Source organism: Candidatus Terasakiella magnetica (genome assembly GCF_900093605.1).
Lineage (GTDB): Bacteria > Pseudomonadota > Alphaproteobacteria > Rhodospirillales > Terasakiellaceae > Terasakiella > Terasakiella magnetica.
This window is the reverse complement of sequence record NZ_FLYE01000012.1, coordinates 119,142-142,545: the sequence shown is the minus strand read 5'-3', so window position 1 is coordinate 142,545 and position 23,404 is coordinate 119,142. Positions and strand designations below refer to the sequence as shown.

At 39.6% G+C, this 23,404-nt stretch carries 19 protein-coding genes; 11 read left to right on the top strand and 8 right to left on the bottom strand.

Annotation, left to right across the window (positions count from 1 at the left end; genetic code table 11):
• Positions 1 to 6 precede the first annotated feature (6 nt).
• From MTBPR1_RS07510 to MTBPR1_RS07490, 6 genes are all read right to left on the bottom strand, one after another.
• The gene (locus MTBPR1_RS07510) at positions 7 to 1,221 is read right to left on the bottom strand and encodes a hypothetical protein (RefSeq protein WP_069186959.1); all 1,215 of its coding nucleotides are present in this window, start codon (positions 1,219 to 1,221) and stop codon (positions 7 to 9) included.
• A 6-nt stretch (positions 1,222 to 1,227) separates the two neighbouring features.
• Positions 1,228 to 3,066 (bottom strand): carbamoyltransferase family protein, encoded by a 1,839-nt coding sequence (locus MTBPR1_RS07505; protein WP_069186958.1) that lies wholly within the window; start codon positions 3,064 to 3,066, stop codon positions 1,228 to 1,230.
• A gap of 12 nt (positions 3,067 to 3,078) precedes the next feature.
• Positions 3,079 to 3,228, bottom strand: a complete 150-nt coding sequence (locus tag MTBPR1_RS18115; RefSeq protein WP_165602641.1) for a DUF5989 family protein — start codon at positions 3,226 to 3,228, stop codon at positions 3,079 to 3,081.
• Positions 3,229 to 3,242: 14 nt separating this feature from the next.
• Complete coding sequence (locus tag MTBPR1_RS07500; protein WP_069186957.1) at positions 3,243 to 3,668, bottom strand: SxtJ family membrane protein; 426 nt, start codon at positions 3,666 to 3,668, stop codon at positions 3,243 to 3,245.
• A 159-nt stretch (positions 3,669 to 3,827) separates the two neighbouring features.
• Positions 3,828 to 4,067, bottom strand: a complete 240-nt coding sequence (locus MTBPR1_RS07495) for an acyl carrier protein (protein WP_069186956.1) — start codon at positions 4,065 to 4,067, stop codon at positions 3,828 to 3,830.
• A 30-nt stretch (positions 4,068 to 4,097) separates the two neighbouring features.
• Positions 4,098 to 5,024, bottom strand: a complete 927-nt coding sequence (locus MTBPR1_RS07490) for a class I SAM-dependent methyltransferase (RefSeq protein WP_069186955.1) — start codon at positions 5,022 to 5,024, stop codon at positions 4,098 to 4,100.
• A 241-nt stretch (positions 5,025 to 5,265) separates the two neighbouring features.
• Here MTBPR1_RS07490 and MTBPR1_RS07485 point away from each other — a divergent pair, with 241 nt between their 5' ends.
• A complete protein-coding gene (locus MTBPR1_RS07485; RefSeq protein WP_069186954.1) occupies positions 5,266 to 6,684 on the top strand; it encodes an SDR family NAD(P)-dependent oxidoreductase in 1,419 nt (472 codons plus the stop codon).
• Positions 6,685 to 6,689: 5 nt separating this feature from the next.
• On the opposite strand, the gene MTBPR1_RS07480 is transcribed toward MTBPR1_RS07485, so the two are convergent.
• Positions 6,690 to 7,646 (bottom strand): hypothetical protein, encoded by a 957-nt coding sequence (locus MTBPR1_RS07480; protein ID WP_069186953.1) that lies wholly within the window; start codon positions 7,644 to 7,646, stop codon positions 6,690 to 6,692.
• Between the two features lie 8 nt (positions 7,647 to 7,654).
• Complete coding sequence (locus tag MTBPR1_RS07475) at positions 7,655 to 8,941, bottom strand: MBOAT family O-acyltransferase (protein ID WP_165602640.1); 1,287 nt, start codon at positions 8,939 to 8,941, stop codon at positions 7,655 to 7,657.
• Positions 8,942 to 9,471: 530 nt separating this feature from the next.
• On the opposite strand from MTBPR1_RS07475, the gene MTBPR1_RS07470 reads away from it, so the two are divergent.
• The 10 genes from MTBPR1_RS07470 (at position 9,472) to MTBPR1_RS07425 (ending at position 23,388) form a co-directional block, all read left to right on the top strand.
• Positions 9,472 to 11,370, top strand: a complete 1,899-nt coding sequence (locus MTBPR1_RS07470; RefSeq protein ID WP_083222965.1) for an HAD-IIIC family phosphatase — start codon at positions 9,472 to 9,474, stop codon at positions 11,368 to 11,370.
• Between the two features lie 60 nt (positions 11,371 to 11,430).
• A complete protein-coding gene (locus MTBPR1_RS07465; RefSeq protein ID WP_069186951.1) occupies positions 11,431 to 12,705 on the top strand; it encodes an O-antigen ligase family protein in 1,275 nt (424 codons plus the stop codon).
• A gap of 623 nt (positions 12,706 to 13,328) precedes the next feature.
• The gene (locus MTBPR1_RS18110; protein ID WP_165602639.1) at positions 13,329 to 14,138 is read left to right on the top strand and encodes a CDP-glycerol glycerophosphotransferase family protein; all 810 of its coding nucleotides are present in this window, start codon (positions 13,329 to 13,331) and stop codon (positions 14,136 to 14,138) included.
• Complete coding sequence (locus MTBPR1_RS07455) at positions 14,131 to 16,698, top strand: YidC/Oxa1 family membrane protein insertase (protein WP_069186949.1); 2,568 nt, start codon at positions 14,131 to 14,133, stop codon at positions 16,696 to 16,698. Before MTBPR1_RS18110 ends, MTBPR1_RS07455 begins: the two co-directional genes overlap by 8 nt.
• Before the next feature lie 108 nt (positions 16,699 to 16,806).
• On the top strand, positions 16,807 to 18,108 hold the full coding sequence (aepX, locus tag MTBPR1_RS07450) for a phosphoenolpyruvate mutase (RefSeq protein WP_069186948.1): 1,302 nt from the start codon (positions 16,807 to 16,809) through the stop codon (positions 18,106 to 18,108).
• Complete coding sequence (aepY, locus tag MTBPR1_RS07445) at positions 18,108 to 19,238, top strand: phosphonopyruvate decarboxylase (protein WP_069186947.1); 1,131 nt, start codon at positions 18,108 to 18,110, stop codon at positions 19,236 to 19,238. Before aepX ends, aepY begins: the two co-directional genes overlap by 1 nt.
• Positions 19,239 to 19,240: 2 nt before the next feature.
• Positions 19,241 to 20,341 carry a phosphonoacetaldehyde reductase gene (locus MTBPR1_RS07440; protein ID WP_069186946.1) on the top strand — a complete coding sequence of 367 codons (1,101 nt, stop codon included), beginning with the start codon at positions 19,241 to 19,243 and terminating at the stop codon, positions 20,339 to 20,341.
• 48 nt (positions 20,342 to 20,389) lie between these two features.
• Positions 20,390 to 21,199 carry a transglutaminase-like domain-containing protein gene (locus MTBPR1_RS07435; RefSeq protein ID WP_069186945.1) on the top strand — a complete coding sequence of 270 codons (810 nt, stop codon included), beginning with the start codon at positions 20,390 to 20,392 and terminating at the stop codon, positions 21,197 to 21,199.
• A 38-nt stretch (positions 21,200 to 21,237) separates the two neighbouring features.
• A complete protein-coding gene (locus tag MTBPR1_RS07430; protein WP_069186944.1) occupies positions 21,238 to 22,353 on the top strand; it encodes a glycosyltransferase family 4 protein in 1,116 nt (371 codons plus the stop codon).
• Positions 22,354 to 22,383: 30 nt separating this feature from the next.
• A complete protein-coding gene (locus tag MTBPR1_RS07425; protein ID WP_165602638.1) occupies positions 22,384 to 23,388 on the top strand; it encodes a glycosyltransferase family 2 protein in 1,005 nt (334 codons plus the stop codon).
• Positions 23,389 to 23,404: the final 16 nt, after the last annotated feature.

Below are 23,404 nucleotides of genomic sequence, written 5' to 3'. Positions count from 1 at the left end.
TCCAGATTATTTGGTCAGCAGGGCTGGTTTGTTCTTACGGAGCCAATTTTCCATTTCTTGGGCAACAAGTTGGTTTCCGCCATCGCGCAAGTGACCATCATGCTTCCAGTAAATATCTTTTAGGGACATTTCTTTTTGGCTGGCAAAAGCACTTGCCATATCAATAAAGGCAATCTGGTTCTGGTTTAAAAACTCTTTTATTTCAGTAAAGTAGTTTTTGTCATCCCAATTTGTTTTTGGTGGAATTAGAATGATAGCAAGGCCGGAGTTAATGGAGTTCACATAGCTTTTAAAAGCTTGAAGGGCTTGTTTATGTTCTAGGGTATTTGGATTACCTTGATAGTTCAGGCGGCCTTCAGCTTCTAAAAATGGGGCTGTATACACAGAAAATTTGACTCTTTTGCCTTGTTTCTTTCTTTTCCAAGCCCGTTTTGCCGCTTTATACATATTGTAGCTCAACATATAGCGGTAATGAGGACCGATCGGTTTGAGCTTAATATAGTCATGTTTTGCCAGCTGGCTTTCACGGCTGGGAAGGCGTGGCGCATATTGAGCTTTTAACTTTTTAAAATCGCGAGGATCACGTGAAAATGTTCCGCTACCATCATCTAAGAGACCAGCATAATCCTTCAACCAGCCTGAAATGACACCCGTATGGGGATAGGCCAGGTCATTTTGGATGTCGTTTGGATAAAAGCCGACAAAAACCATGGATGGCGTGGTTTTTAACTTTGAAGCAATGGCTTTGAGCTTGGAGAGCTGGTGTTTTTGGCCTGTGTGGGTGACACCACATTTAAGCACAGGCACGGATGTTTTTTCTTCAAGGCGCGTGGCAAATTTAAGGCGATAAGGTGTATAGCCCCATGTTTGGCTATCACCGGCTACATAAACGTAAGGTGACGTGGGGCTTTGTTCTTTATCGTAACAACCCAGAGAGTTTGACCAGATTTGATAGGCTTTACCATCAACAGTATGAAGCATATTGCGACGGTTTGGTGCTAAATCAAAGCCGCGCTCATCATGATTTTCAAAATAGTCATATGGGTATCGACCATTACCTTTTACGCCTGTGACTTTTACACAGTCATCACAACGGTAATGTGTGAATTGTTTAACGAGCTTGTCTGGTACAAGGAAAAAGGCTGCGACATCAAACAGAATAATAGTGAGAAGCAGGAGGCCGAAATAAAAACCAAATGTTTTGAATATTTTCTTCAGCATGGAATTTTAATCCAGTTCAAAGGCATTTTTATAATCAAGTGCCAGTTTTTCGTCCTGATCTTCTTTTTTCAAGAAGCAGTTACCGACGACAAGGTTATCAAGCTCCGTTCCCATAAAGCAACGAAATGCATCTTCAGGGGTGCAGACGATCGGCTCGCCACGTACGTTAAAGCTGGTGTTCACTGAAACCGGGCAGCCCGTGCGCTCTTTAAAGGCAGAGACAACCGCATGAAAGCGCGGGTTGGTGTCCGTATGGATGGTTTGGATACGGGCTGAATAATCAACATGGGTAATGGCTGGAATTTCCGATCTGGGCACATTCAGCTTTTCAATGCCAAATAGGGCCTTTTCATCATCGCTCATTTCTTTTTGTTTGTTTTTATGAACGTCTGCCACCATCAACATGTAAGGGCTGTCTTGGTCGTGATCAAACCATTCTCCCACATCTTCGCGCAAGACTGAGGGGGCAAAGGGGCGGAAAGACTCGCGATATTTTACCTTCAGGTTCAAAATCTTCTGCATTTTTGGCGAACGCGGGTCTGCAATGATGGAACGTCCCCCAAGGGCGCGTGGGCCAAATTCCATGCGGCCTTGCATCCAGCCGATCGCGCGCTCAGACGCCATAGCATCCGCGGTTTTCTGGATCGTTTCGTCATCGGAAAGGGTTTCAAACACCGCGCCGGCTTTTTTCAGACGCTCTTCAATATCACTTTGTTCAAACACAGGGCCGAGGTAAGAGCCGCGCATGAAGTCTTTGCCCGTATCAGCAACCCGCTCAGCCCCTTTATGATGATAATGTGCGGCTAAAGCAGCCCCCAAGGCGCCACCTGCATCACCTGCAGCAGGTTGAACCCAGATGTTTTTAAAGGCGCCATCGCGCAGGATTTTACCATTGGCCACACAGTTAAGCGCCACACCACCGGCCAGACAGAGGTTTTCGATACCATATTCTTCGCGCAAAGACCGTGTCAGGCGCAACACCACTTCTTCGGTGACGGCTTGAACGGAAGCGGCAATATCCATATGAAATTGTTCAAGGTCTTCACCGTCGCGACCCCGCACAGGTTTGCCAAACAAATCAGCAAACTTCTGATTGGTCATTGTCAAACCGGTACAATAGTTGAAATAGGACATATCAAGGCGAAAAGATCCATCGTCTTTCACATCGATGATATTATCCATGATCAGGTCTTTATATTTTGGCTCCCCATAAGGGGCGAGACCCATGACCTTATATTCACCGGAATTAACCCGAAAACCCGTATAATAAGTAAAGGCGGAATAGAGTAGACCAAGAGAATGGGGGAAATGGATTTCTTTGACCATCTCCATCTTGTTGCCCCGACCAATGGCAACCGAGGTTGTGGCCCATTCACCAACCCCATCCATGGTGAGGATCACGGCTTCTTCAAAGGGGCTTGGATAAAAAGCGCTGGCAGCATGGCTTTGATGGTGTTCTGCAAAAAGCAGTTTATTCATCCAATCAAAGTCAGGGTCGTATTTTTTAAACTCTTTGCGCAGGAGATCTTTTTGGAAGAGCTTTTCTTTGAGCCAAACCGGAATAGCTGTTTTAAATGAGCGAAAACCGGACGGGGCAAAAGACAGATAGGTTTCAAGCAGGCGCTCGAATTTTAGAAACGGTTTGTCATAGAAAGCCACATAATCGACGTCTTTCATGTCGACACCAGCTTCGCTTAGACAATATTGGACGGCCTCAGCAGGAAAACCGGCATCGTGTTTTTTGCGGGTAAAGCGTTCTTCTTGAGCGGCAGCAATAATGACGCCGTCTTCAATAAGGGCAGCGGCACTATCGTGATAAAAAGCAGAGATACCGAGAATTCTCATCAGTCTGACATCCTAGAATAAGGTATAGATGAACGGGGCAACGGCAGAACCTTGCGCCAGAACAAGAAGGCCACCAAAGAGAACCATCACGAGGATGATTGGCAGAAGCCAGAATTTTTTGCGTTCTTTCATGAACGCCCAAAGTTCGATGATAAATGACATGAGTGTAAAGTCTCTTAGAATTGATTTTTCATAGATTCAGGTTTAGGGCCAGCGGGGTCGCGCTCAATCCAATAGGATGTCGCGGATTTATCCAGCTTAAGGTTAAGCGGGTCTTTACCAACCATTTTCAAGATCAGCCCAATGGGGACAATGGTAATGATATAAACCGCAAACATGATGATCGGGTTGACTATCTTGAACATAACCAAACCCAGTTTCATCCAAGCCCTGTTCAGAGGGGCTAAAACTGAAGGATAGATAAGGCCAAGAACCATTAAAGGGGTTGCGATAGAGAGAAGGACAATACCAATCGTATCAATAGTGCCGCTGGAAAAGAGACGATAGGCTTCAATCAGCGCTAAAATCCCGCCAACCGTCAGACCAAAACTACGGTCTGAGGAGCCTTCAATCTCGTGATGTTCCTGATGTTCGGTTTGCATATGACAGGTCTATATATTTCCAGAGTGAATTTGAATGAAACCTTTACCATTAAAATGTATTTTATGGAAGCAGTTGCTTTGAGTGGAATTCAGTTTTTTATTTGATTCTATGGGACTTTAATGAAGTTGTATTTTATGAACGTCAAAAAATATTAATTACTAGGCTTTTGAAATGATGAGTTCAGCAAGCTGGCCGACATTATCTAGCTCATTGACTTCATTGGTCGTGAATTTAACTTTGAATTCAACTTCGTGAGCAACGATAAGGCGAATATGTGAAAGGCTATCCCATTCTTCAATTTCATCGGCACTTAATTCTGGGGTAAGAATTAGATCATCAATATCCAGAATATCTTGGAAAATTGGTGTCATTTTTTCGATAACTTCTTCAAGTTTCATAGGCTTGGACTCCTTAGGTCATATATTGTTCTATATTTTTTGTGCAACGATTACACAGGTAATTGTTGCATCTGCTTTTTGTGCACGTTTCAAGCTGTATCCTGTCATGGGGAAACCTTCGGATTTCAAAACTTTATATCCACACTCATTAACCAATTCGACAGCTTCTTCGATTGTACGGATGAGATAGATGTGGTCAGGCGCAGGACTATTTAAGGGGACATTTACAAAAAGATGACCGTTGGTTGATAATTGATTATGAAGCTTTTTAAGAGCAGCTTTTGGGTCTTCTAAGTGTTCAAGAATTTCACTTAAGACAAGTGCATCATAGTTACCATCGGTGTTATCAGCAAAAATATCTCTTTGTTGTAACGTGACATTTTCTATTGCATTGAAAACTTCAAGTGAATTACGAGTTTTTTCAATGCTTTTTTCACTTATATCCCAGCCAGTTAGAGATTTTGACTTTGGATCTCGCGCTGCTTGGGTAATGTATAAGCCGTGACCGCAGCCAATTTCCAGATAGTTATAATTATTAGGTAGAAGAGTGATGAAATTCTCAAGAAACCATATATATGCATGTGCATGATTACTCCACATTAATTGGGAGAGCAATAATCCATCCATATACCATTTCATAATTTGATTATTGCTATATGTTTCCTCTATAGCTTGCGCAACCGTTTTACAGCGATAGCTTCCTTCTCTACGGAAATAAAGCTCTTCTGTGGTGAAGCTATCGCACATCCATCGATAACCTTCGATGAGTTCCTTTGGATTGTTTTCACAGAGTAAGGCAATATCTGTCGCTAATTGTGATAATATTTCAATATGCTCGTCGGGATGTGATTTGAAGCTTTTCTCTAAAAAAGCACGATGTTCTGGCCAATCTGCTAAAAGACTCTCGATGAGCATTTGTGTACTGCCCGAAATTTCTTTTGCTTCGTCTAATTCCATTGTGACTGGTGCCTTGTTTAGAGAAAATAAGATAATTTTATATAGAAATAATAAATGTATTAAGCGTTCAAAAATATCATCTCGGTATACATAATTGCCTTGAGCTTCTCAAGTGAAACTTCACGATATGCATGTGCAAGATTGATGCTTAAACTGATGGGCGAATGGGGTGCAAATATTTACAGGATGCTTTTAACGTTTATATTAGGTCGTAAATTTATTAAATGAATTGGGGATTAAAATGAAAGCGGAATATATTTTTACGAGCGAAAAAGTAAGAAAATTCGCGGCTTTAAGTGGGGACTTTAATCCAGTTCATGTGGATAGTGTTGGTGCAAGAAGAACAATTTTTCAACATTCAATTGTTCATGGCATTTATATTCTATTAAGTGGCCTTGATGTGTTAGCCGAACATAGTAACACCTTTAGAAAAGTTTCTCGTACAAAGGCAACGTTTCATAAAGCTGCAAGAGTAGGTGAGACAGTTTATTATGATATTCAGCAACTTAATGAGAGTAAATGTAAAATTATTGCTTTTGATAAATTACAAAATAAAGCAGCTACAATAAATTTATTTTTTGAGTTATCTGCTGAAGAACACAATCAGAATATAGCTGATAAATTATATGAAAAAGATATTCCTGTTGAAGTTCAACCACAGGAATATACCACCCTTAAGGGGGAAGTTGATTTGTTATTGGATGAAAAAACGTTAAGTGAAATTGCGCCAAATGCATGTCAATTTTTTAGTAATCAGTATTTAGCCCAGATATTTGGTACGACCCAAGTCGTTGGTATGCAGTGTCCTGGATTACATTCCATTTATTCAAAGATTGATCTTTTATTTGATGATGAAGAGCCTATAGGGCAGAAACTGGCATTAAAATATGGAGTTAAGGCTTTTTATGATGCGATGAATTTAGTGGAGATTGGTGTTTCATCTGTCGGAATGAAAGGGAATTTAACAACCTTTGTTCGACCTGCTCCCGTTGAGCAGAAGGCTTATATAGATGTTAAGAAAGCAATACCAAATGATCTTTTTGTGAACCAGAAAGCAATGGTGATTGGGGGCTCACGCGGGCTTGGTGAGGTTGTTTCAAAAATGTTGGCGGCAGGTGGCGCTGAAGTTAACTTATCGTATCATATGGGGCAGGATGATGCAGAAAGAGTTCACAGTGATATTTCCAAAAGTGGCAAAGAACATACAGTTTTCTCATGGGATATTATGAATTCTGATCAGAATTTATCTGATTATGGACAAATTACCCATCTCTATTATTTTGCATCACCTCCGGTAATGAATACGTCTGCTCTTGTATTTGATACAGAGTTATTTGAACATTTATGTCGTGCATATATCGATGGATTAATTAATGTGTTGGAACATATTTCTTATGTGGGGGAATTCACGTTAAAGGTAATGAGTCCATCCAGTGTTTTTGTTGAAGACCCACCGCAAAAGCTTGGTGAATACGCATCGGCAAAAGCTGCTATGGAAGTTGCGGTGAAGTCTTTAAAAGATAAGTATCCAAAAGTGGCGTTTTTTACACCGCGATTACCAAAAATGGGAACAGACCTTTCAGCTTCGTTAAGTGGAGAAGACGAAACATATAGCGATCCGCTGGAAGTACTCTTTCCAATTCTATCTGAGATGAAATGATTATTTTAGGTGCATTTATTTAAGAATGGCGTGAGTTTGTGATAGAAACTTTCTAACCATATATTGGCACTGTCTTGGTTTAAGTGTGTTTTATCTTTTGTCTTCAAGCCATTAATTTTGGGGATAATTGTTGGCAGGTTTAATTTTTTGGCCAATTGTTTTCCAAAATCCAGTTCTGTTGCGACATGTGGAATAACAGTAATAATTACACACTCAGGTTTGATCTCTGTTTCTTGTAAGAATGCTTTTGCAAATGGTAATGATTCTTCAACTCGTTTGCTGAGGTTGTTTGTTTTGAGGTAATCAACAGGATACCCTCCATCCTTAGCAAAGAAACGTGTATCCCAAAATCCAGTTGCAATTTCGCGATATAAAACGCGTTGTTCTCCACATAAGTAAGAAGAGAGAATTGTATTTTTCTGAGAATTACAAATATATTCGTGCAAGCCTTGTTGCCATTTTTTCAATTTATATTTTAGAGTTAAGCGAATATCTGTTTTTTCTAGCTCTTTGGAAATAGCCGAAGAGAAATCGGTAAAAAATGGATCAGCATTAATGACGACTAATTTAGGCTTTAGTCCAATATTCTGTATGAGTTTTCGAGCGAATAAACCTTGTTCGCTATATCCGAAACCCGCGACATAGAAGTCTTTCTTTTGTTTATTAAAATAGTTGACCGTCTTAGGTGATGAAAAAGCATATTGGGTACGGCTATTACCTAAAAAGAGGATATCAGCTTTTAGTAAATTTTCCTGAATCCCTAGTTCTGCGTTATTTAAAAAAGCCCAATGTTCGTAATCGCCATAACGTTCTTCTGCACAATAGGCCAGATAAGACCCTTCTTTATAGCCGTTTGGATTACAATTGGCGATACTGGGGAAAAGTGAGTTAGGTGTAAAAACAAGGAACAATATCGTAAGGAAAATAAAAGCTACGATAAGGGTACTAACAAACGTTTTCATCAATTGACCTAAAAATTAAAATACAGAAACTCTGAATTTTTACCAATTTGTAAGAGTGCATAAGATGCGACAGCTGCCATATAAATTGCAGTTATTCGGTTGAAATTCCACTGTAAGAAGCTGAGGGAATGAGCTTGGATTTCTTTTCTTTGTTCAAATTTATGCATGATTTGATATGTATTGGGGAAACCCCACGTAAGCGCAAATAGACCCAATATCAAGAGAGTTGCAATTCTTAAACCGGAGTCAATAAAGCGCTCTTGCACAAATTCAATGCCAAAGTCTTGATTGAGTAAATGAGCAAGAGAGCCATTTGCAGTACTACTGAATGCAGGGAAAGTCAGACCATTTAGTCCAAACATACTGCTTAACATGTTTAATGCAGGGGTAACTTCTTCTGCTCTAAATAAAACCAAGCTAATAAGAACGGCAAAAAATGTCAGCAAACGCGCGGCATAACGCGTAACAAGTGACATACTTTTGGTTAGTTGCATTTTTTTCGGTTTTAATTCACGCCACGCATGATTAATGACGAGATAGAAGCCATGCATGAAACCAAAAATGATGAAGGCCCAGCCCGCGCCATGCCATAACCCGACTGCAACAAAAGCAATGATTGTGGGTAATGCAGTTGAGGTAAGGAAAACCCCTTTTTTGCTGTATCTGTTTATAACTGCATATCTGACTAATGGGATGCTCATAGGAGTGTAAACATAATCTCTGATAAAACGTGACAGTGTCATATGCCAGGTTCTCCAGAAATCGATGATACTTGTTGCTTTTAATGGTGAATTAAAATTCAACGGTAAGCGAATATTGAACATGCGGCCTAAGCCGATTGCCATGTCGGAATAGCCAGAGAAATCGTAATATAACTGAAATGTATATGCGAGGCTTGCAAGCCATGCTTCATAAAAGGTGATGATTTCACCATTAGCAGAAGCTGTGAATACAGGCGTTGAGAATTCTGCAACATTGTCTGCAATGACAACTTTTTTAAATAGGCCGATAAAAAAGATGCTTAAGCCGATAAGAAAGTTCTCTAAATGGAAATGTTTTTTATATTCATCCTCGAATTGCGGCATCATCTCTTTATGGTGGACGATTGGGCCTGCAATTAATTGCGGGAAGAAAGAAACAAATACACAGTAGTTTAGCAGGTTAAGTTTTTTTATTTCGCCATTATAGATATCAATTAGAAAAGCAATTTGTTGAAAGGTGAAAAATGAAATTGCTAAAGGAAGAAAAATATCGGAGTGTGGGATATTTAGGTCGAACGCAAAATTAATATTCATAATTGCGAAGTTAAAATACTTATAATATCCAAGTAATGAGATATTAAATATTATTCCAATTGCCAATATTAGGCTTCGTTTTCTATCGTGTTCAAAGTTACGTAGAATATTTCCAATGATGAAATTTACGAAGATGGATCCCAGAAGAAGGAAAATAAAGGGAGGATTCCACCATGCATAAAAAATGCAAGACGAGAAAAATAGAGAAAAAACAGCCGCCTTATTTGCCTTTATTTTTGTAAGGGCAAAATATGTAATGATTGCGAGAGGCAAAAAAACAAAAATAAATATGTCTGAATTAAAGAGCATTTCTTTATTTGGAAAGGTGTCGGACTGTTCGAAGCCCCATCAATACACGTCTTTAATCAGAAAATAAAGAGTCGAATCAATTCGTTTTTGAGTTGGGAATTATGAGAAAAGCCTTTCTTAAATGTCATTTGACTATGGAAAATTATGATGTACGAAGAATGGAAAAAAAGGATATAAGAGTGACTTAATCGCTAAATTTTCCCTGCATTGGATTGATTATAATGACACAGGATCTATTTCTGGATTTACAATGGTTGCCTCAACCACCTGCAACTTTCAAGAATGATCTAAAAGCTCTTGCTGAAAGTTCTTGTAAGGGCGCAGATTTGCGTTTTTTGGCTTCTCATTGTTTAACATTGATGCAACTGGAAAAATTAGCAAAGACATGCGAGAAATTGAAAGTCTCAGATGCAAAGGCTGATTTGAAGCCTTTAGAAAGCATTACATTGGGTATTGTTTCCAATTCGACAATTTCTTTTTTCAGTCCGGCGATTGTTGCTTCTGGTTTACGTTATGGTTTTGATATTAATGTAGTAGAGGCTCCTTATGGACAGCTAATGCAAACGGCTCTGACAGGGTGTTCAGCATTCGATGAGGTAAAGCCAGATTTTATTTTACTTGCTTTGGATGCAAATGCTCTGCCCTTGAATATGGATGATTTGGAGTTTGGTGTATCTTCGGATCAAATTGAGAAATGTGAGAATTATATTTCTCATTTGATTAATGGCTTTTCAACACGGTATGGCGTGTCGTGTATTGTACAGACTTTGGCACATACACCATTAAATATTTTTGGTAGTTTAGACCGTCTTGTTTTTAATACACATCGTCAGATGACGAATGCTTTAAATGAGTTTATTTGTACTCAAGTTGCGGCGTCTGATCATCATTTATTGGATGTTGCGAGCCTCAGTGAAACGGTTGGCCTTTCAAAATGGTATGATGCGATGATGTATAACATTGCAAAAGTGCCTTTTTCTCAATCATGTCTTCCTTTATATGCAGAACATTTATGTCGTGTCATTGCTGCAAAAAGAGGAAAAACGCGCCGTGCAATCGTTTTGGACCTTGATAACACCATGTGGGGTGGCATTATTGGTGACGATGGTATGTCCGGTATTAAAATTGGGCAGGGGGATCCTGTTGCTGAAGCGCATTGGAATTTGCAAAATTATGTTTTTAATTTACGCAAACGCGGTATTGTTCTAACAGTTTCTTCTAAAAACACTGATGAAATTGCACGCGAACCGTTTCGTGATCATCCCGATATGAAGATCCGTGAGGAGCATATTGCTGTTTTTCAAGCAAATTGGGAAGATAAAGCAACGAACATTCGGGCCATCTCAGAAACATTAGATTTGGGTTTGGAATCATTTGTTTTTCTCGATGATAATCCCATGGAGCGCGGTTTTGTCCGTAAAGCTTTGCCACAGGTCGCAGTACCTGAATTACCAGCGGACGCATCAAACTATGTTCTGACATTGTCTGCAGCTGGTTATTTCGAAGCTATTCATTATTCGACTGAAGATAAAATGCGTGTGGAGGATTATCAAAATAATGCCCGAAGAGCTGAACTGAAAAATAAAGCAGGGGATATTGATGAATACTTGAACTCATTGGAAATGAAAGCACAGTTTAAGGCTTTTGATGAGCACGGGCTTAAGCGTACTGTTCAGCTTATTTCAAAGTCAAATCAGTTTAATTTGACGACGAGACGTCATGGTGAAACTGCTGTGCGTCAGTTTATGGCAAGCCCCGATTATGTAACATTCCAAGTTCGTTTACAGGATTCTTTTGCAGATAATGGTATGATTAGCGTTATTATTGCGAAAGATATGGGCACTTATCTGGAAATTGATACGTGGATTATGAGTTGTCGAGTTTTGGGCAGAAAACTTGAACAATTAGCTTTTGAACAACTTGTTAAAGTTGCTCGTGAGCGTGGTTTAAAGGAAATAAAAGGTGTTTATATTCCAACGCAACGAAATGCTATTGTTTCAGACCATTATTTGAATCTTGGTTTTGTCATGGATAATGAAACAGACGATGGTTTAAGGGAATATTCCTTTAAGGTTGCTGAATATATCCAGCCTGAAATTCCAATTGTGATTGAAAAATAGTTTCAGTCCTTTTAGTACCTATTGTAGCATTCCTTGCGTAAGATATTTACAGGCATATTCGTGAATCAATCCCTTCCTTCTAAGTTTTTTATTGGCATGACAGTTTGTTATGGGTTGGCATTGCCCTCTTTAGTGTTGGGGCCAGTGGCGATTGGGGTGGCGTTATTTTTGTCTTTGCTGTGTTTTATTTTATCCTCAGAACGTAACCTCGTTTGGCATGACTTTGTCAGAATACTGCAAAGAAAAGCGGTGTATGTTGGGGTTGGAATCTGGCTTTTATGGTTACCCAGTGTTGTGTTTTCACTAAAGCCGGGCCTTTCTTTTGAAGCTTGGCTACGTGTGGGTCTTTTTGCTTTTTTATGTGGTTTGCTTGGTTTTGCTTGTTCTTATCGCAAAGAACTCACGCTAAAAACATTTCAGGTTTCCATCACATTTTTTCTCGCCATTGCACTATTTTCAGTCATTTTTGTTCCAGAATTTTTAATGTTTCTCAGACTGAAGGGATGGTATTTTACGAATGTGGCGGATGTTTTAAAGCCTGCTGGTAATGCATTGATTCTCAGTGTGCCTCTTAGTGTCTTGGCAGTTCTTTATTTAAAGACGACTAAATGGCGTTTTTTATGCATCATTAATGTGCTTTTGCCTTTTGCCTTTGCTTTTATGATCCACTCAAGGGCGACTTTAGCCGGTGGTGTGTTGATGGTGCTGGCAGCCTTTTTCATTATTCTTTTACCGATTTTTTGGCGCCGTAAACCTCTCTTTATCTTTGCCAGTCTTGCTCTGATAATCTCCGCATTTCCTATTTATGATTATCTTGAGGAACGCGCAGATCATTATATGCCATTTGAAAAGAAACTGGCATATGCTCCGTTATGGATTGTTGATTTACATCGCCAGTTTATATGGCGTTTTTCTGCAGAAAAAATTATGCAATCGCCTTGGGTTGGATATGGGGTAAATGCATCAAATTACATGCCGGAAGCCAAGAACGGCTTAGCCCATTACTTGCCAGAAGGTGAGGAACCGACATCTTTTACCAAATCACAAATTTTACCGGGGCATCCGCATAACTGGATGGTGGAAATCGCATTAGATACGGGGCTTATTGGGTTTTTGCCGTTATTAGGTGCCCTTTTATATGCATTGTATATTGCAAGTAGAAGATATTGGCGGACAAAAGAGGCACCATATCTGGCTTTTATATCAGTAAATGCAGGGTTTTGGGCAATTGGACTGTTTAATGTTTCTTTTTGGTCAAGTTGGTGGCAGCTTTCATTTTTATGTCTGATTTGCTTTTGTCTGGGGATGGTGGCTTCTCAGAAAGAAAACGCCTGAGGCTTGTCCTTCTTTAACTCTGCAGTGTGGTCTTCACATCCTTTATGGACATGCCATAAAGAGAATGATAGAAACCGCTTAAGAGTCCCTCTTTATCCCTTATAGACGTATCGTTTCAGGTTATCGTGCAACATATGGTCAAAATCGTTTTGGGAGCATTTTGCTCCATCCTGCTTTTTCCGAAAGTTGCATATGCTTATCTTGATCCAGGCACAGGTAGTGTTCTGTTGAGCACAGTTCTGGCTGTTTTTGGGGCCTTAATTTATTCGTTCAAATCACTTTATTTTAAATTGACGCGTCAAGACCGTTCAGACGGATTTGAAGTGAGCGAAGATACATTGGTCGTTTTTAGTGAGGGTAAAAGTTATTGGGGTACATTTCGCCCAATCATCAATGAGTTGATCCGGCGAAAAATACATTTTCGATATATCAGTATGGACCTATATGATCCGGCGTTGCGTATATCGAGCCCTTATATGCATTCAAGACTATATTCAAAGAGCAATTGGTCATTTGCCAAATTAGCGAAAATCAGAACGCCTTTGATGTTGGCGACAACGCCTAATATTGGGTCAGTTGATTACCCAATGAAAAAATCTCCCTTTATTGGCAAGCTTGTCCATATGTTTCATGCCATGAGTGGGACATCAAATTATCGTCTTGGTAGTCTTGATTTTTATGATGGTGTTATTCTTGTCGGGCCTCATCAGGAAGCCGATTTAAAGAAAATCGAAGAAATCCGTAACATCAAAAAGAAAGACTATGTTGCGCTCGGTCTGCCCTATCTTGATGATATGTTGCATCATATGCCAAGTGAGGGTCCAGCCCAGAAAAAGAAAGATAAAACGACTGTTCTCATTGCGCCCTCATGGGGAAACAAGGGATGTTTTTCAGAATATGGTGTTGGTTTTGTCAAAGAATTAGCCAAAGCGGAATATGAAATCATCATCCGCCTTCATCCACAGTCTCATATTAGCGAGGCTGAGAAAGTGGCTTTGTGGAAGGAAGAGTTATCAGGTTTTCATAATGTGGCATGGGACCAGGAATTGTTTGCCCATCAGGCGATGGCTTCATCAGATGTATTGATATCAGACACCTCATCAATTCGTTTTGATTACGCTTTTTTATATTTAAAACCGGTGATTACGCTGGATATCCCAAAAGAAAATAGGGATGAGTTTGAAAGTAAATATTTCGACATAACCTGGTCAGAAACATCTTCTGCTCTTATTGGTGAAGTGTTGGATAAAGACACAATCGATATTTTGTCGTCAAAAGTGAAAGAGATTTTGCAGCAAAACCAACAAGAACAAATAGAAAAATTCAGACAAGAAACGGTTGTTAATTTCGGTGATTCTGCTTCTCATATTGTTGAGTATATAAGGACTCAAGCCAATGAGATAAATACCAAGAAGGGGTCGCCAGATGCTTAATTATATTGTGTCGCTTTATGCCGATTTTTTCCTTCTGATTGTTTCTCTTGTTGATTCATATGGCGGGGCGATTATTTGTTTGTCCTTTTTAAGTGCGCTGGTAATGTCGCCCTTAACAAAAAGAGCTGCAAAAGTCTCTCATACAGAACGTGCATATCAGGATGTGCTAGTTTCTCAAATCGAAGATATGAAAGAGAAACTACATGGCGAGGCATTTCATAAAGAGCTCAGGTTATTATATAAACGATATAGTTATCATCCTATTTATGCGGTGCGTTTGGTGCTGCCGCTGTTTGTTCAGTTACCGTTTTTAATTGCGACCTATTTTATGCTGACAGGTTTGTCGCAATTGGAAGGTCAGTCGTTTTTATTTATCAGGGATTTAGGCCAAGCAGATCAATTACTTGCAGGTATGAATATTTTACCTGTCGTAATGACTGTGGTGAATATTCTGGCAGCTCTGACCTTAGCCAATGCGCAAAAGAAAGAAATTTATCAATCCATCGTGATTTCGCTTCTTTTCCTGATTGCGCTTTATGAGGCAAATGCGGGCATCTTGCTTTATTGGACATTTAATAATTTGATCTTACTGGGGCGTAATATTTTTGCTTTACAGCACAAGCACCAGAAAATGAACATTGCTTTTAATGATTTGGTTGATATGGAAAAGATTAAGAAGAATATTCCCAATATAAGCCTTTTCATGGCTTTTGTTTTTTGTTTCCTAACGGTTCAGGCCTTTGCTGAGTTAGCCTCAATTGAAGATACGCCGAATATCCTTGTCAGGATTATTCTGTTTTTTGCCGTTGCGACTTTTTCATTCAGTTTCATATCGGTTTTTGTCAGTCGTTTTCGCTTAAATATATATGTTATTGGTGCTGCTGTAGTCTTTGTCTCCGCCATTGCTGTTATCTTCGTTTTCTTTTTTAAAGAACTGCGTCACTATTTATCGGGTCTGATTGACTTGATCTTCTATTACAATATGGTGCCGCTTTATATTATCCCGCTTGTGGTTTTGTTGGTCTCAGCATTGGGTTGTTTCTTCTTGATCAAAAAACAGGAAGATTTTTCCCAAAAGAAATATATTTTCTTTTCAATCGCTGCTGTCTTGGCTGCATTGGCGTTTCATTGGTTAAATAACAGTGCCTTTATTTTTGCTTCAACGGCACCATTGTATTTTGGAATCGGCATTTTATTTGCCCTGTGTTTCAGTGTCTTCTCTATGCCATATGTTAGAGGCTTATCGGGCTGGGTTGCTTGGGAAATCGTGGGCAGTGTCGTACTGTTTTCATTTGTGATGTTACCAACGGTTCATGGCATTTTGATTTGGTCTTCTTATTATGCAGAATACGCGCTGGTCCTAAGCATTACATATGTGTTTTTCACGTTTTTATACCGACAAGGCACTAAGGTTCTTTATAGTTTCTTTATTCTGTTTTTTTTGATCAATATTTCCATTTTGGGCATTCAGACATTAACGACTCATAAAGATAAAGTCGTGGGCAGTGATTTTGCCGGGCGTTCTGGTGTAGAAGAAATCCAGTCTTTGATTAAAAAGACACAGACTGGGTTAACGGCGACACCGCAAACCCCAAATATTTATTATATTGTCTCGGAATCTATGCCGGATTTACGCACATTGCAAAAGCTTGGCATTGACCACAAGCCCTTACAGGATTTGTTTGAGAAATATAATTTTACCACATATGACGATACCTACAGTGTGGGTCCATTCTCTTTATCTAGTATGTCAAAAACCATGGGGTTAAAAGATGGCATTACCGATGGGAATGAGATGCGTAAAATTGTTGGCGGTCAATCCATTGCCAATCTCTGGCTTAAAGATATGGGCTATGAGACAGCCATTGTAACAAAGACGTTTATGACGGGTATTTACAATTGGTATAACAATCGCCTGCCACCAGTTTCTGTTGAAGCAGGTCAAATGGACTTTTTGTTTATGTTGCTTAAAGGTATCAGTTTGCGTGAGTTTAAGTTTGATATCAAAGGGTTAACAAAATATGGGGCGAAATTTGATTATGAACGCGTTAAGCATGACTTAATTCGCCAAGATAAACAGTCCCCTCTCTTTATGCTGTATCATGGTGAATATCCCGGGCATTCACAAAATTCCGGTCAATGTTTACCCGATGAAAAAGAACAGTTTATTGAACGCTATAAGATTGCCATCGACTATCTAGAAGAAGATTTTCGTTTAATCAAAGAGCATGACCCAGCTGCTATTATTATTGTGATTGGAGATCATGGACCGTATCTGACGTTGAATTGTCATACTTTAAATTATATGGACCCGAAAAAAGTAACTGAGCTTCACATGCGTGACCGGGTTGGGACAATCTTTGCGGTTCATTGGCCTGACCAGGAAAAAGCGCAAAAGTATGACCAAGATGTGTTGATTAATCAGGATATCTTCCCGGTCGTTTTCTCGTATCTTTATGATTCTGAGGTGCCCCTTTCTCTGAGAATGGACCCAACAGTGGAATTGGGTGGACGAATGATAAAGGGTGGTAAGTTTATTCCATTAAATCATGCAAAATGAGAAAAGATAGACTTCGCTTTTATTTATCCTTACGTTTGGGCGTATCTTTTATTTAAAGAGCTGTAAAGCCAGAACGGTCGTGACATGTAAGTCGAAAATGGAAAAAAAATGACTAAAAATATATATATGGGTATGAGTGCGGATTTGGTCCATCCAGGTCATATTAATATGATTAATAACGCCTCCTCTCTTGGTGACTTAACGATTGGCTTATTAACTGATCGTGCCATTGCGAGTTACAAGCGGCTTCCCATGATGTCTTATGAGCAGCGAAAGCAGGTGATTGAATGTATCAAGGGTGTTGCACGTGTTGTTCCTCAAGAATCATTGGATTATGAAGATAACTTGAGAGCCTACAAACCGGATGTGGTGGTGCATGGTGATGACTGGAAAACAGGCGTGCAGCAAAAGACACGCGAAAAAGTTATTTCTATCTTGTCTGAATGGGGAGGAGAGCTTGTAGAGTTTCCCTATACGCAAGGGATTTCCTCAACAAAGCTTCATGCAGCTCAAAAAGAAATCGGGATCACACCGGATATTCGTTTGAACACATTAAAACGGCTTCTGGATAACAAGCCTTTGGTCAAGGTTATGGAAGCCCATAATGGTTTGTCTGGTCTTGTGGTCGAACATGCAGAAGTTAAAAAAGACGGGGCGTCGCTTCAGTTTGACGCCATGTGGGGCAGCAGTCTGACGGAGTCTACTGTTAAAGGTAAGCCAGATATTGAACTGGTTGATATTTCAAGTCGTATTAATACTATCAATGAGATTTTTGAAGTTACAACAAAGCCGTTTATTTTTGATGGGGATACAGGCGGTAAGATTGAGCATTTTGTCTATACGGTACGTTCATTAGAACGCCATGGTGTCTCGGCTGTTGTGATTGAAGATAAAGTCGGCTTAAAAAAGAATTCGCTGTTTGGAAATGAAGTTAAACAGGAACAGGCTGATCCGGATGATTTTGCTGATAAAATCCGCGCTGGAAAACGAGCCCAAGTGACTGAAAACTTTATGGTGGTTGCGCGTATCGAAAGTCTGATTCTTGAGAAAGGCGTCGATGATGCGATCATGCGGGCTAAAAAATATTTGGAAGCTGGCGCTGATGGTATTTTAATCCATAGTCGATTAAAACAACCGGATGAAGTTTTTGAATTCTGCCGTCAATATAATGCACTGCCTATGACAAAACCGTTGTTTGCCGTTCCTTCGAGTTATAATCAGACTCATGAAGATGAGCTGAGAGACAATGGCGTGCGTGTGGTGATTTATGCAAACCATTTGTTGCGTGCTGCGTATCCAAGCATGATGGGGGTTGCGGAAACCATCCTTGATAATGGTCGCAGTTATGAGGTTGATAAGGATTGTATGCCGATTAAAGCGGTGCTCGATTTAATCCCAGGGACAAGATAATGTTAAGCCCAAGCCAGTTTTATAAGCAGCTAGAAACTTCAAAGATTACTTTCTTTTCCGGTGTGCCGGATTCATTGCTGAAGAATTTTTGTGCGTATCTTTCTGATAATCTATCCACGGATAAACATTTGATTGCGGCAAATGAAGGTGGCGCCGTTGGCTTGGCGATTGGATACCATCTGGCGACAGGTGAAATTCCCTGTGTTTATATGCAGAATTCAGGCTTGGGCAATGTGGTCAATCCGATCCTGTCTATGGTTGATCCAGAAGTCTGTAATATCCCCATGCTTTTGTTGATTGGCTGGCGTGGTGAACCCGGTGTGAAAGATGAGCCCCAGCATGTAAAGCAGGGTCGCGTTATGCTGGAGATGCTTGAGGCTATGGAAATTCCTTACTTATGTCTTGATGAAGACCCTGAGCAAACGCAAGGCCAGATTGATCAGGCCGTTTCGCATTTAAAGACAAAAGGCGGCCCTTTTGCCTTGGTGGTGCGCAAAAATACGTTTGAGAAATACACATTGGCGACTTCTCCTGCTCAAGAGGGGTTGCTCAGTCGTGAAGAAGTGATTGCTTCTGTGTCGGCACGTTTTTCTAACAAGGCTGTTTTTGTTTCAACAACAGGCATGACATCACGTGAGCTTTTTGAAACAAGAGAGCGACGCAGTGAGAGCCATGATAAAGATTTTCTGGTTATTGGCGGTATGGGTCATGCATCCCAAATTGCTTTGGGTGCTGCTTTAAATAAGCCGGACAAGACAGTTGTTTGTTTAGATGGTGATGGTGCCATGCTTATGCATATGGGAGCGTTAGCGATGAACGGTACATATGCACCAGAGAACCTCATCCATATTGTGATTAATAACGGGGCTCATGAATCTGTTGGTGGACAAGAAACCATCGCACAACGGATTTCCATTCAAAAGATTGCACATGGCTGTGGTTATGCCCATGTCCAACGGGTAGAGACGCAAGAAAGTCTACATGACGCCTTGAAGACTGTTGATGGTAAGTCCGGTCCACATTTTATTGAGATTATAACGGCTTGTGGCCATCGCGATGATCTTGGCCGCCCCACACAAACGCCGATGCAAAATACATCTAATGTGCGCGCTTTTATGGAAAGTGACTAAGGATGGCTTTATCCCAGAAACAATTTACTTGGGACGGTTTGGGTGAGCATATTGGGGAAAAAGACGGGACTGTTTTTGTCGTCACAGGACGCCATTCATTTTATGCTTCAGGTGCAGCAGAAAAGCTTGAAAAGGTATTGGCGGGAAAGTCTGTCGTTTATTTCAACGAATTTAATCCCAACCCACAGCTTGCTGAGATACAAAGTGGTGTTGAGAAATACCGGATCTGTAAGCCATCCACACTTATTGCCATTGGCGGCGGTAGTGCGATTGATGTGGCAAAAGGTATTAAATTGCTGGCAGAAGTCCCTGATGCGCACTTTGAAAAGGCGCTTAGTGACGCTTCAGCCTATGATTTGCATAATCATGACGTTGAGTTTTTTGCCATTCCCACAACATTTGGAACAGGTAGTGAAAGCACAAGCTTTGCAACGGTTTATGTAAAAGAGAAAAAATATTCCCTATTATCACCAGCATGTTTGCCAACGGGGTATCTTCTTGATGGTTATTTAGGGGTATCGGCTTCGCAATATATTAAGGCCTCATGCGGGATTGATGCGTTATGTCAGGCAATTGAGTCTTTTTGGGCAAAAGGCGCAAATGAGGAAAGTCGTAGGTATGCCTTGGAAGCTATTAGCCTGATCATGCCATCATTGCCCATTTTTGTATGTGAAGAAAGTGATGTTGCTGTTTTAGATAAGATGGCGTTAGGCTCAAATTACGCGGGGCGGGCAATTAATATCTCAAAAACAACGGCCCCACATGCCATTTCATATGCTATTACGCAAAAATATGGCATTGAGCACGGGCAAGCGGTCTTTCTTACGTTACCTTATTTTTTGCGAAAAAATTATATTCTGGATCAATCTGGAATAATGAGGCAATTGTTAGGTGTTTTGAACTGTAGGTCTATTCAAGAGGCAGATGAAAAACTCATTTCCTTGTCATCTACAATTGGTTTAAAATCAAAACTCAGTGAAATACAAACAATCAATGAGCATGATGTACGCAGTATAGCTAGTCAGGTGAATTTAGAACGGCTTGGAAATCACCCATTTGATGTGACAATGAGTGATATTGAAGAAGCTTTACTGTTTGGGTGAGGCTGTTTATAACGAGCCTGTATTGTACACAGAATCAGGTGAAATTTAATGCGGGTTGGAATTAGATTTTTGTCTCTTTTTATTGGGATATTTCTTCTTATTATAAACTTTGCGGGTTACTTTATTTCAATTGATGATCGAATTTATTTCGATGAGGAAGTTATTTCATATAATGAATCTGTTTCTTTAATCGAAGAGGCGTATAGCAAGTATGGAAAGTCAGAGCGTTTTTTGAAAGAAACAGTGAAAATTGTTGATGATGCGACAATTTATAATTGGATCCATCAAAAAACAATGATTAAAGGAGTGCAAGGTTATGTCCAATTTTACGAAAATTGGATTTTATGGATTGCACGATTTTTTGATGATTTCCTTTTTAGTGTAGCTCTAACTAAAGATAATGATATTTTTTCAAAATATGAATATATGCATTATGAAGCGGCATTAAGGCGTGGGTATGGAATCTGTAGCCAATTATCTGTTCTCTTAGCAGATATGCTCACAAATAAGTATGGAATTAATACATATGTGGTGGGGCTCTCAGGTCATGTGGTTGCACAAAGCCAGATAAATAAAGAAGACTATATATTGGATGCTTCAATGAGCCTTGTAATGCCTTTTGGACTTTCCTTTGCCGAGAAAAACTTAGAAAGCGTGAAATCTTATTATAAAGGGGATTTGATAGCTGAAACTTATGATGCCAGAGGTAATAGTATTATGTCTAGCCCAGGTGCCAAAGGTTATCGCCCTTTAGCTTACTTAATAGAGCAGTTAGCATATGCTTTTAAATGGATTGTACCAATTTTTTTATTAGTTGTAGGTAGCTCGTTATATTGGAAAAAATTTGGTAGGTGTTAATGAATTTATCAAGTGAATCCATATCGATAGGCCTATTTATGACTTTTGGTGGTTCTTTGAAAACATGGAAAGAAGCATCAATAATTGATCGTGAGTTAGCATTATACAAAGAACATGCAAAAAATGGTGTGAGGACGACTATTATAAGTTATGGCGGTCCCGAAGAAGTAGAGATAGCTGCAGAGTATGATTTTATTGAAGTTTTATTTAACCAAACAGGGTTACATTATAGGTTGTACGCCTTATTACTTCCATTAATTCATAGAAACAAACTTTCACAATTGGATTTTTTTAAAACTAATCAGTTATATGGTGCACATATAGCATCAAGGTGTGCTTTTTTCTTTTCAAAACCTTTGGGTATTCGACAAGGCTACAGCCATTTTGAGAATCGGACACGTGAATCGGGAGAAGGAAGTTCTACATCAATTGCCGCTTTGAAGTATGAGAAGAAATATTTATCATGTAGTCATTGTAACATTTTTACGACACAAGAAATGGTGAATAATGTTTATCAAAGACATGGGTCAAATTTAGGTGAGAACTTTATTGTTCCTAATTTTATAGATCCGTTAATATGGTCGCTTCCTTATTGTCAGAATACAGTAAGCGATTTGTTTCATTTTGTTTATTTTGGGCGTTTGTCTCCTGAAAAAAATTTAAAGAACTTATTTTATGCCTGCCAGGATTTATCTGTTAAAATTACAATTATTGGAGATGGACCACAAAAAAGTGAATTAGAAGAATTATCTAGGAACTTAAGATTAGATATTTCTTTTAAAGGAAAGTGTTCACAGCCGGAAATTGTTCAATTTTTGACAAAGGCGGATGGTTTTGTTTTTCCGTCATTATATGAAGGGCATCCAAAAGCATTGATAGAAGCAATGGCTTTTGGAATACCAATTTTGACTACTAATTCACCAGGAATAATGAATGAAGTAAGTGATGGTGTTTCTGCAATTGTTGTTGGTCAGTCAATTGAGGCTTTGCGTCAGGGAGTTCAGAAAATGATATCAATGTCTACAGATGAGCGTATGATGCTAGGCATAAATGCACGGAATAAATCCTTAAAGAAATATGCAGTATCTGAAGTTGCTGCACGTGAGAGAGAGATTATTTATCAGACAGTTCGTCATTATCGAAAGCAGGGGTGATTTATGACAGCTCCTCTGATTTCAGTTATTATGGCTGTTTATAATGATGAGCGATTTATTCAAGAATCTATTGATAGTGTTTTATCGCAAACGTTACAGGACTTTGAATTTATCATTGTAAATGATGCTTCTACGGATAAATCTGCTGAAATTATTAAAAATAATGGTATCAAGGATTCACGGATTTTTCTCATTGAGAATGCCGAAAACCTCGGTCTCGCCGCAAGCCTCAATAAGGGGTTAGATAAAGCGCAAGGGAAATATATTGCGCGTATGGATGGCGATGATATTTGCGAGCCATACAGGTTTGAGCAACAGCTCCGTTTCTTTGAGAAAGATCATACCCTTGTCTTGGTTGGCAGTAACGTGCGTCAGATTAATCAAGAAGGTTATAAAATGATGCAGACCTCCTTGCCATTAACCGATTCTGCCATTCGCAGTCATTGCATTTTGCTTAACCCCTTTGCACACCCAAGTGTGATGATGAGCGCCCATCCTTTTCAAGAAAATGGGCTGCGTTATAATGAAGAGTTTGATACCACACAGGATTGGGAACTGTGGGGGCGTTTGTTAGAATATGGCAAAGGTCTTAATATTGCGGAACCTCTGGTTAGACAACGCTTTCATAGTCATTCGATCTCTGCGGTGAAGCAGGACCGCCAGCTTCAAAATACGCTTAAAATTCAGGAAAGTTATATATCGCGACATTTCCATCATGATTTATGGGATGAAGAATTATTTACAAATATTCGTTTTTCTATTTTTGGGAATAAGTCTTTAGTTCAGCAACATAATGTCGATGTGAAAAAGGTATGTACTTCCCTGTTGGGTTTAGTCGATAATTTAAAAAAGAACTATCCTCATTATGAGTTGGAAGTCTTTGAACGTTTAGTGGTCTGGCGGGTTTTTCGCACCATGATGCGTTTCCCAAATCTCTTTCTTTCTATTGCAGGACGACTTTTACAGAACCATGCAATGGCATCCTTATCTATTCCTTTGCAGGGCGTCAAAGCCCTCTTTCAACGGCTGCTATAGAGTTTATTGAAATTAT